Origin of the sequence: Sulfuricurvum sp. (assembly GCF_028688295.1) — a bacterium.
Lineage (GTDB): Bacteria > Campylobacterota > Campylobacteria > Campylobacterales > Sulfurimonadaceae > Sulfuricurvum.
Window position 1 is genome coordinate 1 of the sequence record NZ_JAQTYM010000071.1, and the last position, 10,558, is coordinate 10,558.

Annotated in this window: 14 protein-coding genes; 13 read left to right on the forward strand and 1 reads right to left on the reverse strand. The window is 41.4% G+C overall.

Translation table 11 applies throughout. From position 1 onward, the window contains the following. Nucleotides 1–336: AIR synthase-related protein (locus tag PHR02_RS11490; protein ID WP_299992217.1), on the forward strand; the 336-nt coding region annotated here is incomplete at its 5' end. 315 nt (nucleotides 337–651) lie between these two features. Here the strand turns inward: PHR02_RS11490 and murA are convergent. Beyond that, on the reverse strand, nucleotides 652–1,914 hold the full coding sequence (murA, locus tag PHR02_RS11495) for a UDP-N-acetylglucosamine 1-carboxyvinyltransferase (protein WP_299992218.1): 1,263 nt from the start codon (nucleotides 1,912–1,914) through the stop codon (nucleotides 652–654). A gap of 99 nt (nucleotides 1,915–2,013) precedes the next feature. Between murA and PHR02_RS11500 the strand changes: the two genes are divergently transcribed. The 12 genes from PHR02_RS11500 to PHR02_RS11555 all read left to right on the forward strand — a co-directional run. Further along, entirely contained in the window at nucleotides 2,014–3,405 is a 1,392-nt protein-coding gene (locus tag PHR02_RS11500; RefSeq protein ID WP_299992220.1) for an OprD family outer membrane porin, read from the forward strand. Between the two features lie 55 nt (nucleotides 3,406–3,460). Next, nucleotides 3,461–3,895 carry a hypothetical protein gene (locus tag PHR02_RS11505; RefSeq protein WP_299992221.1) on the forward strand — a complete coding sequence of 145 codons (435 nt, stop codon included), beginning with the start codon at nucleotides 3,461–3,463 and terminating at the stop codon, nucleotides 3,893–3,895. Beyond that, nucleotides 3,888–4,427 (forward strand): hypothetical protein, encoded by a 540-nt coding sequence (locus tag PHR02_RS11510; RefSeq protein WP_299992223.1) that lies wholly within the window; start codon nucleotides 3,888–3,890, stop codon nucleotides 4,425–4,427. The genes PHR02_RS11505 and PHR02_RS11510 overlap by 8 nt, the downstream gene beginning before the upstream one ends. Further along, nucleotides 4,418–5,122: an exonuclease domain-containing protein gene (locus PHR02_RS11515; RefSeq protein ID WP_299992225.1), complete on the forward strand. Its 705-nt coding sequence runs from the start codon at nucleotides 4,418–4,420 to the stop codon at nucleotides 5,120–5,122. Before PHR02_RS11510 ends, PHR02_RS11515 begins: the two co-directional genes overlap by 10 nt. Beyond that, nucleotides 5,119–5,502, forward strand: a complete 384-nt coding sequence (locus PHR02_RS11520) for a hypothetical protein (RefSeq protein ID WP_299992227.1) — start codon at nucleotides 5,119–5,121, stop codon at nucleotides 5,500–5,502. Before PHR02_RS11515 ends, PHR02_RS11520 begins: the two co-directional genes overlap by 4 nt. Then, nucleotides 5,492–6,079, forward strand: coding sequence for a 16S rRNA (guanine(966)-N(2))-methyltransferase RsmD (gene rsmD / locus PHR02_RS11525; protein ID WP_299992228.1), 588 nt, complete (start codon nucleotides 5,492–5,494; stop codon nucleotides 6,077–6,079). The genes PHR02_RS11520 and rsmD overlap by 11 nt, the downstream gene beginning before the upstream one ends. Nucleotides 6,080–6,126: 47 nt before the next feature. Then, the gene (locus tag PHR02_RS11530; RefSeq protein ID WP_299992229.1) at nucleotides 6,127–7,173 is read left to right on the forward strand and encodes a flagellar basal body P-ring protein FlgI; all 1,047 of its coding nucleotides are present in this window, start codon (nucleotides 6,127–6,129) and stop codon (nucleotides 7,171–7,173) included. Further along, nucleotides 7,173–7,463 (forward strand): rod-binding protein, encoded by a 291-nt coding sequence (locus tag PHR02_RS11535; protein WP_299992231.1) that lies wholly within the window; start codon nucleotides 7,173–7,175, stop codon nucleotides 7,461–7,463. The genes PHR02_RS11530 and PHR02_RS11535 overlap by 1 nt, the downstream gene beginning before the upstream one ends. A gap of 67 nt (nucleotides 7,464–7,530) precedes the next feature. Then, the gene (locus PHR02_RS11540) at nucleotides 7,531–7,737 is read left to right on the forward strand and encodes a flagellar biosynthesis anti-sigma factor FlgM (protein ID WP_299992232.1); all 207 of its coding nucleotides are present in this window, start codon (nucleotides 7,531–7,533) and stop codon (nucleotides 7,735–7,737) included. A 17-nt stretch (nucleotides 7,738–7,754) separates the two neighbouring features. Next, nucleotides 7,755–8,183, forward strand: a complete 429-nt coding sequence (locus PHR02_RS11545; protein ID WP_299992234.1) for a hypothetical protein — start codon at nucleotides 7,755–7,757, stop codon at nucleotides 8,181–8,183. A gap of 1 nt (nucleotide 8,184) precedes the next feature. After that, nucleotides 8,185–10,035, forward strand: a complete 1,851-nt coding sequence (flgK, locus tag PHR02_RS11550) for a flagellar hook-associated protein FlgK (RefSeq protein WP_299992236.1) — start codon at nucleotides 8,185–8,187, stop codon at nucleotides 10,033–10,035. Then, nucleotides 10,035–10,558, forward strand: a 524-nt coding sequence (locus PHR02_RS11555) for an ABC transporter permease subunit (RefSeq protein WP_299992238.1), incomplete at its 3' end; no start/stop codon positions are given. The genes flgK and PHR02_RS11555, both read left to right, overlap by 1 nt.

The following is a 10,558-nucleotide window of genomic DNA, read 5'->3' on the forward strand; positions in this document are numbered from 1 at the left end:
AAAAAAGGGCTTTTATCAGCGGCAAAAGACTGTAGCTCAGGCGGCGCGGCAATCGCACTCGCTAAAATGGCGTGTGTTAGTGATAAAGGTGTGCATGCCACAATCTCTGTAACCGATTCTCGTGATATTTTTGCTGAGAGTATGTCTCGCGCCATTATCGAAGTTGCACCTGAAAACTGCGCTGCGTTCGAAGTGATGGTAGGCTCAATGGCGTGTCAAAAAATCGGAACGGTTGGCGGTGATACATTCACAGTGAACGACGTAACGATGAGACTTCCTGAAATGCAAAATATCTACTATAACACTTTCAAAAATGTCATCGAAGGTGATCTCTAATTATTTGATTTTAACGCCAACGGAGCATAGCCCCGCTTGACTACGTTAACACTGGGTTCCACCCTGAGGGCACTTCGTCTTTAGCAGAGAGCTCATGCACAGTAAACCGTGCTCTCTTCTCTCTTTTAATTCATTGAAATTACGATATTTTGGAACACTTTTTGCATGCAGTTAGGTATGAAAAAATTACTCAGAAAACTATTTCGGATACGTCCGAAAAATTATTGCGAATACTACATTACCAATCTTAGCTATCGTTGCGGGGAATAGGACAAAGCGGAGAGCAAATTCCCCTCAGACGGGAATGGAGGGTGACTACTCTTGTAGTCGTTCAATATTTGCGCCGAGTGCACGGAGCTTAAGCTCTAGATTCTCATATCCGCGATCGAGATGGTAGATACGATGGACATTTGTAGTCCCCTCTGCTGCCATGGCTGCGAGGACGAGAGCGCTGGATGCACGTAAATCGGTTGCCATAACATCAGCACCGACAAGTTCGCACGGTCCGATGACGGTTGCGGTATGGCCGCTGAGTTTGATCTCTGCTCCTAGACGCTGTAACTCACTAACGTGCATAAAGCGATTTTCAAACAAACGCTCTTCGATAGTGCTGGCTCCCTTAGCGCGGGTAGCAAGAGCTAAGAACTGCGCTTGCATATCGGTTGGGAATGCTGGGTATTCTTGGGTTACGATATCGACGTGTTTAAGCTCAGTGGCAGGATAAACCGTCATCGTGTTCTCAGTACACTCTACACGGCATCCCATCTGCTCCAGTTTAGCGGTAACGGCATCAAGATGATCGGGGCGAACACGCTCTAATGTAACCACGGAATCGGTGATCGCTGCGGCACACATATAGGTGCCTGCTTCGATACGATCTGGGATAACTTCAAAATCAACCATATCGATCGTTTTACCGCCGGTTCCGATGATGGTGAGCTCAGAAGTGCCGATTCCGGTAATATCGATACCGCTATCACGGAGAATTTCGCATAGTTGCACCACTTCCGGCTCTTTGGCACAGTTTACGAGGACACTTTTTCCGTGAGCCAATGCGGCAGCCATAACAACGTTCGCCGTTCCGGTGACGGTGATTTTATCGAAAATGATATGAGCGCCTTTGAGACCTTCGGGTGCTACTGCATGGACGTATCCTGCGTGGATAGTGATGGTAGCTCCCATTTGCTCCATAGCTTTGAGATGTAAATCGATCGGACGTTGACCAATAGCGCATCCGCCTGGGAGGGAAACTTCACAGTGTCCGAAACGGGCAAGCAATGGTCCTAGAACGAGGATGGAAGCACGCATTGTTTTAACAATGTCGTAGTTTGCCATCGTATGGTTGACCGTGGAGGTGTCAATTTTAAGAACATGATCTTCTAGTGTATAGCTCGCACCTAGGTTACCGAGGAGTTTTAGCAGGGTTTTAATATCAGCGACTTCAGGGGTATTGCGCATGGTGATAGGATTGTGTCCCAACAAGGTTAATGTAATTAGTGGCAATGCCGCATTTTTAGCACCTGAAATGGTGACGGTTCCGCTCAGTTTAGTGGGGCCTTGAATACGCAAATAGTTCATTGTAATCCCGAAATATAGAATGTTAAGAGGAATTATAAAGTAGACTTAGTTAAATTCTGTAATAATATTTGAAAGAACTGAAATTTCAGGGGGTGAGAGGTGAAAAAGATCCATTTTTTGGTATGTTTTTTAGCCGCATATCCAGTTTATCTGTTTGCACAACAAGGAGAATGGGGGAAATTTCAGACACAGCTACGTTTGTATTCGATGATGGAAGATAATCAAGACCCATTATTGGATTATACGGGAACAGCTATCGGTGGAAAAATACGGTATGAAACCCCACGGTGGAATAATATCAAAGGGGTATTTGGGGTATACGGTTCTGGGTTTTTGCAGGATAATGTCTCATCAGATAGACTCGAACCCTTAGCGGGAAATAGAGGATCGCGCTACGTTGCCGGATTAGTAGATACGACGAATTTGGATAATAATCATGTTGCAGGGGTTGGAGAAGCTTATCTAAGCTATCTTGGAGAAAATCTAGCATTGAATATCGGTCGTTTCAAGCTGGATACCCCTTTTATCAACCCACAAGATGGGAGAATGCTTCCGACATTAGAACAAGGAATTTGGGCTAAAGTAAAAGTTGATTCTGATTGGAGCCTCCAAAGTGGTTTTATCAATGCTTTTTGGAACCGCAGTACCCCCGATTGGAAGGATGTCGAAGATTCGCTTGGTTATGGATATGAAATGGGGAAAAGCGTAGATGGTGTGAATGGAAATTACTACGCTAACACCTCTTCAGGGGGAGTTTTAATCATTAATCTTGGTTATGAAAGATCTGCATTACGGATTGATCTTTGGGATTACTATGTAGAAAACATTTTTAATCTCGGTTACATCGAAGCACTCTATACTCAAAAAAATGACCCGTTCACATTTATCTACGGCGTGCAGGGGATTTATGAATCTGAAGTAGGAGACGGGGGAAATAACGAAGATAATGGTGAAACGGCAACGGAGGTGCAAAAAGCTAAATCTTATATGGCTAAGGATGAGGAAAGTGTGACGTATGGGGCAAAGTTTGCACTGGAGTATCAAACATCGCGAGTTACGTTAGCCTATAACCGTACAACCGATCGAGGGAGGTTCTTGTTTCCAAGAGAGTGGGGGAAGGAACCTCTCTATACTTTTCAAAAACGGGAGCGAAGTGATGGCAGTGGAAATTCTCATGCGTGGCTTGTGACAGTAGAGCACGATTTTTCTGATTATGGGACAAAAGGGTTGAGTATATTGGCGGGTTATGGCGAATACGATAAAAGTGATCCCAAAGAGTGGAGATACAACAAATACGGTACACCAAGTTATGCGCAGTGGAATATTGATTTATTTTACCGTTTTCAAGGTGCCCTAAAAGGGTTGCGTGCTGAATATTTGATTGCGCGTAAAGTAGCACGAGGCGAAACTTATCAAGAATCAGGATACAGCTATATTTATCGAAAAAATGGGATGAATATCCACAATTTTATTTTGAATTATGATTTTTGAGTTCACTTATAGGTGGAGTGAGGTAAAATGAAAGATATTTTTTCGAGGAGTTGTGATGAGTTCAGCATTGGATCGTTTAAAAAACCTGACGGCACAAATCTCCAGTTATGAGTTGGAACGTAAACGTAATCTAAAAGAGCTAGAAGAACTTTATCAAGAACTAGGGATTCAAACAAAAGTGGAAAGTTTTGATGATTTGTTTCATTTTAAAGCGATTAATTTGTCCGGGTTTTCTTTGTCGGATGAAGATTTAGGGTCGGTAAAAGAGGGGAAATACGCTCAAATTATCGCTATTATTTATGATAAAAATGCCAATGTAAAAAATAAAAATATCTCTTTGGGTTATTTCGGACGTGCTGAAAAAGTGAGTGTAGCATTAAAAAAATCGATTATCACTTTTGTACTTAGTTGGCGTTTTGAAAAAAGTTTTCGTACACTGGAACATTATCATAATCTCAGATTGGCCGTTAGGGAGCAGGTGAATGAGTAAGTTTTATCTCACCCTTTGGGTGCGATGGGCTACAGCATTTATTTTGATTGCAACGGTGAGTGCTGTTGGTGCCGCTACATTGGTTACGTTTGTTGTTTATGCTCTTAAAGGCTTTGCAGAACTTAATCATGAAAGAATGCAAGCCCTTCAGACCATTTGGCTTTTTTGGTTGAGTGTTGGATATGGTCTTGGTCTTATTATTGCGTTGGTCGGTGCATTAAAAAGTATCCTCTATCGATGTGTAGAGCAAAGAAAATTAGTACTTGTAAATTGTAAAGAAGAGACAATTTTTTCTTTTGAAGTAAAACCCTACTTAAAGCTCTGGAGAAAATGGTTTTTTGCAATCATTTGGATTAATGCGGCACAAGCTATTATTTTTATTGTTGCGCACAAAGTTATTTGGGGGGGAAGTGTTTGGCTGGGATGGTTTAACCCTTGGAGCGTGACGTTGATGATTCTTTTCTCAGGGATCATTGCATTAGTGATGATGATACGTCGATCAAGCCGTTTAAGGATAGAAGCGTGCAATTGATAATCGATGTTGAAACGACCGGTTTAGAACTCAATGATCGTATCTGTTCTGTCGGTATGATTACGGGAAAAGAGACCCATTATGAACAGATAAATCCCGGAAAAAAAATCCCCCCATCAGCCTCAGCCATTCACCAAATTACGAATGAAATGGTAAAAGATTCTCCGCTGTTTGGAGAATCCTTGAGTGCGCAAAAACTTGAAGCTATCAATCTTCCTGATACGATATTGGTTTCCCACAATGCTCCGTTTGAATTGGCAATGCTTCAAAAAGAGGGGATAGCGTGGCAAGGAGAGATTATCGATACGCTTAAATGTGCCCAATCATTAATGGATGATTTGGAAGGGTATAGCTTGCAGTTTTTGCGGTATGAGTTACGATTGTACCGTGATGAGGTCAACGTTTTTGAAGCGTTTTGTGTTCCAATCGTGCCACATCATGCTCTCAGCGATGCGCTGCATACACGCATGATTTTGGATTACTTACTTGATTTGGCAGATATTGAACAGTTAATACAGATTTCGAAAAGTCATGTACTTTTGAGCCGTTTGCCATTTGGAAAATACGCTAAAAAACGGATCGAAGAAATTGCCCTCAAAGACCCCGGTTATCTCAAATGGATGTGTGAGAGTTTGATGGACATGGATGAAGATTTACGATACAGTATCGATTATCATATGAGGAAAGCGTTTTGAAAGTAGCCATACAGTGTGATTCACCCTTATTGCAACGCTCATTGGAGCTTTTTCTTGAGGGGCATTTGAGCTCACTTCGTCAATGTGACATTTTGATTCGCGACAAAGAGATCAGGGATGATCAGCATCCAACTTTTGTTGTTGGTGTCAACCAATCCTCCGATTTAATCAAGCCTTTTTCAAAAGCGCAACTCCTCCACGCATTAAATCAAAAATTTGAATCTACAAAAGATACTCCTGTATTATTAGAGGATGAAGAACCGTTGGTTCAAGAAGATGAGGGGATCAGTTTTGAAATTTTGGAACGTCATATCGAGAAACTAACACAAGAATATCAAGCAAATATCCTCAAAGCAGTACGGGCATTTTATGAAAAATAATCCAACCATCACGAAAAAAATCATTGCCGGAAAATACAAAGGCAAAACACTGAAACTCCCCTCGAAAGAGACGACACGCAGTTCCAAGGGGATTGTCTTAGAATCTTTTTTTAACACACTTCAATTTGATATTATTGACGCTGTCTTGGTAGAAGTGTTCAGCGGCAGCGGTTCCATCGGACTTGAAGCCCTCAGCCGAGGGGCGAAAAAGATCATTTTTATGGAAAAAGATCGTGATGCAATCCGTACATTGCGTGAAAATATTGCGCAAACTGATCCTAAAGCGTGTGAAATTATGGAGGGGGACAGTTTTAGTAACATTGTTCAGGTAAAAAAGCGTCTTGCAGCGTTGGGTGAGAGTGCCTTTATCTATGTAGATCCCCCTTTTTCAATCCGTGAAGGGATGGAAGAGATTTACGATAAAACGATCGATATGATTGCGTCACTGCCTCTTGAAATGGCGACATTGATTATTATCGAGCATATGAGTACCTTAGAACTCCCCGATGCTATCGGTCACTTTAATCGTCTTAAATCTAAACGCTTCGGGAAAACCTCACTCACTTACTACGCTTGATTTTGGAATACCTTTTGCTTTAACCTTTATAATTATAAAGGATCGGCATGAGAATTTTTATACTACTTTTTTGCTTACTAACCCTATCTCAAGCTGCGCGTATCAGTGAAGTTGCCAATATCGTCGGTGTACGTGACAATCAGATTATCGGCTACTCTCTCGTCGTCGGTTTGAAAAAAACAGGGGATGGTACCACTTCAAAATTTACCCTCCAATCGATCGCGAACATGCTCAAAGCGATGAACATCGATATGAATCCAGTCGATATCAAATCCAAAAACGTTGCCGCTGTCGTCGTTACGGCTAAATTTGCTCCGTTTGCCCGTCAAGGGGATGCATTCGATGTCGTTGTATCGTCTATCGGTGATGCGAAGTCACTAGAAGGCGGAACACTGCTTATGACCCCTCTCAAAGGTGTTGATGGTAAAATCTACGCACTCGCACAAGGCTCCATCAGTATCGGCGGTAAAAATGAAAAAGGTTCCGGTGCAGAATCTCATCCAACGGTTGGGATGGTGTATGGCGGCGGCTTGGTAGAGCGTGAAATCAACCAAGACCTTTACCATCAGCAGAATGCAACACTTTCCCTCAAATCATCCAATTTTGCCAACTCGGTAGCGATTCAAAATGTTATCAATGCTAAATACCGCTCAAAGGTGGCAACGGCAGTGGACCCTAGAACCATTCAATTACAACTACCGCAAAATCGATCAATGGTTGAATTTTTAGCGGAAGTTCAAAACCTTGATATCAATTATGCACAAGAACAAAAAATCATTATCAATGAACGTACCGGAACAATCATTGCCGGTGTCGATATTGAGATAAAACCGGTTGTAATCACCCAAGGTGACATAACGGTTAAGATTCTCTCTCAAAATACCGTTGCAAAACCCGCAGGAAGTGTCGAGATGGATAAAAGTCTCGTTATTGGATTGAATGAAAATGAAGTCTATACTGAAAAAGGGACGACAACGGTTGCAAATATCGCACGTTCACTACAAAAACTTGGGGCTAATCCAAAGCAGATGATTTCGATTTTTCAAGCGATGAAAAGTGCCGGTGCCATAACTGTTGATTTGGAGGTTATCTAATGGATATCACAAATGTACAGTATAACAAAGCCGTTCCTAACATAGGCAGCAAAGAGGGTGATAAGGCTCTACGTGAAAAGACTGACCAGTTCGAAGCGATCATTGTTAAAATGATGTTGGACGAATCGATGAAAGATGAGAAGAATTTGTTCAGTACAGATGATCCGGGCGATAAGATATTTAAATCGATGTATCGTGAAGAGTTGTCCAATGCAAGCGCCGGAGGATTTGGATTTTCACAAATGCTTTTTGAACACCTAAGTCAAAAGGGTGAGAAAACAGAAAAATAGACTAAATTTTTAATCGGTTTTGCCGATATGGTTGTTATACATTATAAACGGATAACAAGGATTCACTATGATCTCAAGTGTGAATGGCTCGCTCATTAAAGCGGCATATCAAGAACCATCATTAAAAACCAAAGAGCAGGAGAAATCCATGCAATCTATTACAAAACAAGGTGATACAAGCCGGATTGAAGAACTTAAATCTTCGATTGAAAAAGGTGAATATCGTGTCGATATCGAAGCGCTCGCGAAACGGATTGCGCAAGAGCTGACTTAAAAGCTGAGGAGTTTATGATGTTGTCGTATCAATTGCAAAGTGCTATCAAGGATCTTGAATCTCTTATCTCTTTATCACAAGAGGATATCGACGATATTAGAGAAGCGAAACATAATCCTCAGTTTGATCGTTTAGCAATTAAAGAAGAGAAAATAAAAAGTTTTGAACACAAAAAAGCGATGATAGATCGTGAAATTTCAAAATTGATGACACAACATCCCGGTACCTCCCTCTCTGAACTTTTAGACAATGAACAGCATCAGCAGCTTGATTCACTTAAAACAAATCTTTCGCTTCTGCGTGAAGTAAACCAACAATACGCAAAAATGGTTCTCAGCGTCGGTTCATTTTATAACACATTACTCGAACGCGTGGTGCCGACTCAGATGGAGGGGTACCAAAAAATAGCCTCTTCCGAAGCATCATTTTTGGAAGTAAGAGCATAATATGGCATCTATATTTAACGCACTTAATATCGGATACAGCGCCCTTAATGCGGCGCAAGTGGGTATTGATACAACCGGTCATAATATCGCCAATGCAGAAACAGAAGGGTACACCCGTCAGCGTGTCGTAACCGCTGCAGCGTATCCGATAAGCATTGATCCCGGTCAACGGGGTAATGGTGTTCAGATTACGGAAATCACACGTGTTTTTGATAAATTCGTATATGATCGCTACACAACAGCCTCACAAAATAAAGAATATTCGGATATGCTTAAAAAAAGTCTTGAAGAACTTTCGACTTATTTCCCGGATATCGATGGTGTTGGTATCAAAGAAGATCTCCAGAATTATTTTGATATGTGGCAGTCCTTGGCAACCAATCCGAGTAATACAGCACTTAAAGTAGCATTAGCTCAGCAAGCACAAACACTTTCACAGCATATAGGGGAGACTCGTTCACAAATTGCAGGGTTACAAAGTTCTTTGAATGACCAATTGAGTGTTAATATTGATGAAGTGAACCGTATCGCGGAACAAATTGCCGGATTGAATAAGTCGATCAATGAAGCGGAAGCTGGCGGCGCTAATAATGCAAATGACTTACGTGATCAAAGAAATCAATTGGAGATGACTCTCTCTGAAATGATTGGCGCAAAAGTATTGGTAGGGCAAGTGGAAAGTCGTAATGTTATCGATAGTAATATTGCTATCGAAGATGGGAGTTATACCATTCAAGTCGGGGGATTTAATCTTGTTGACGGGGTCGGTTTTCATCCAATCGGTGTTGATAAAGCTGGAAATCAAAACGGCTATAATGATCTCTATTATGAGCGTCAAGATGGAGTAAGAATACCATTTTCAAATAACATAACCGGTGGTAAAATTGGTGCTATGTTAGAGCTTCGCGGAGCTACTATTGGACAAGATGGTGAGTTTGAAGATGGATTTTTACAGGAAACACTTAGCAATCTCGATACCTTTGCAAAAGGGATGATCGAGTCAACTAATAACCTCTATGCCCAAAGTGCAACCTCTTCAATGCGCTCAAATTCATTGAGTTTTGGTCCAACTGATGCGTTAATGAGTAGCGATGAAAACTTCAATACTGGAACATTCGATATTGTGGTGTATGATCTTGATGGTAAGGAAGTCGGAAGACGTTCGATAACCATTAATGACAGCACAGTAATGTCAGATTCTCCTTTGAGTACTAACAGTATCGTTGGACAAATTGACACAACAACCAATAATATAGACGATAATGGGGATAATAATGGCTTAAACGATATTGACGATATGCTTGTCGCTGGATTTGCATCGAATACGTTTGAGCTAAATTTGAAAGCAGCATTTGCATCACAAGGATATACCTTTGCTATAGAGGATAATGGGACCAATTTCGCGGGTGTTACCGGAGTAAACCGGTTCTTTGATGGATACAATGCCAAAACAATGAATTTAAAAAGCGATTTAAAAAATGATCCGACACAAATTCGGGGGTTTAAATCTCCAGCAAATGGTGATAATCAAATGGCCTTGGACATGGTTGAACTCCAGTTTAATTCTGTCTCATTTAAAAATGGCTTCCAGACATCTTCTGATACCCTGTACGGATATTACGATACATTGGTAACCAAGGTAGGGACGAGAACAAATTCAGCTATTTTGGCGAATGATTCGATTACCGCTCAATTTAATGCGGTTAAACAAGAATACGATTCTGTCTCAAAAGTGAGTATTGATGAAGAACTGGCGAATCTTATTCGTTATCAAACCTCATACGGTGCCGCAGCAAAAATCATCACGACGATTGATCAGATGATGACAACCTTACTCGGCATAAAGCAGTAATGCCTTTTGTGAGTATTGCCGCGCTAAGTACGGTAATCTTTTTCTCTTTTATCGGGCCATTTATTTATACGGTCGATCCTCTTTTTCTAGATGCACGTTCTATTTTACTCTCTCCATCAACGGAACACTGGTTTGGTACAGATCGCTTAGGGCGTGATTTATTGGCACGCTTGATGCAAGGTGGGCAAGTTTCGCTCTTGATCGGATTCGCAAGTGCTCTTATTTCTACCTTTGTTGGATTGCTCTATGGGGTGAGCGCCGCACTTTTGCGCGGGGGATATGATAAGCTGTTTATTATAACCGTTGATTTGTTTTTAACATTCCCGACTTTGTTCTTGCTCTTGACACTTGTGACGTACGTAAATGCTTCAATCTGGGTATTGGTTCTGATTATATCCATTACCGGATGGATGGGAACCGCACGTTTGATCCGCTCCGAGAGCTTTGCTATTGCTTCTAAGCCGTATATCCGTATTTTACACATTGCTCATATCCATCCGCTCAAAATCATGCTCAAATACTA

Coding starts and splice junctions, on each gene's coding strand:
- murA (WP_299992218.1), bottom strand. CDS start 1,914: ATGAACTATTTGCGTATTCAAGGCCCCACTAAACTGAGCGGAACCGTC.
- PHR02_RS11505 (WP_299992221.1), top strand. CDS start 3,461: ATGAGTTCAGCATTGGATCGTTTAAAAAACCTGACGGCACAAATCTCC.
- PHR02_RS11510 (WP_299992223.1), top strand. CDS start 3,888: ATGAGTAAGTTTTATCTCACCCTTTGGGTGCGATGGGCTACAGCATTT.
- rsmD (WP_299992228.1), top strand. CDS start 5,492: ATGAAAAATAATCCAACCATCACGAAAAAAATCATTGCCGGAAAATAC.
- PHR02_RS11530 (WP_299992229.1), top strand. CDS start 6,127: ATGAGAATTTTTATACTACTTTTTTGCTTACTAACCCTATCTCAAGCT.
- PHR02_RS11535 (WP_299992231.1), top strand. CDS start 7,173: ATGGATATCACAAATGTACAGTATAACAAAGCCGTTCCTAACATAGGC.
- PHR02_RS11540 (WP_299992232.1), top strand. CDS start 7,531: ATGATCTCAAGTGTGAATGGCTCGCTCATTAAAGCGGCATATCAAGAA.
- PHR02_RS11545 (WP_299992234.1), top strand. CDS start 7,755: ATGTTGTCGTATCAATTGCAAAGTGCTATCAAGGATCTTGAATCTCTT.
- flgK (WP_299992236.1), top strand. CDS start 8,185: ATGGCATCTATATTTAACGCACTTAATATCGGATACAGCGCCCTTAAT.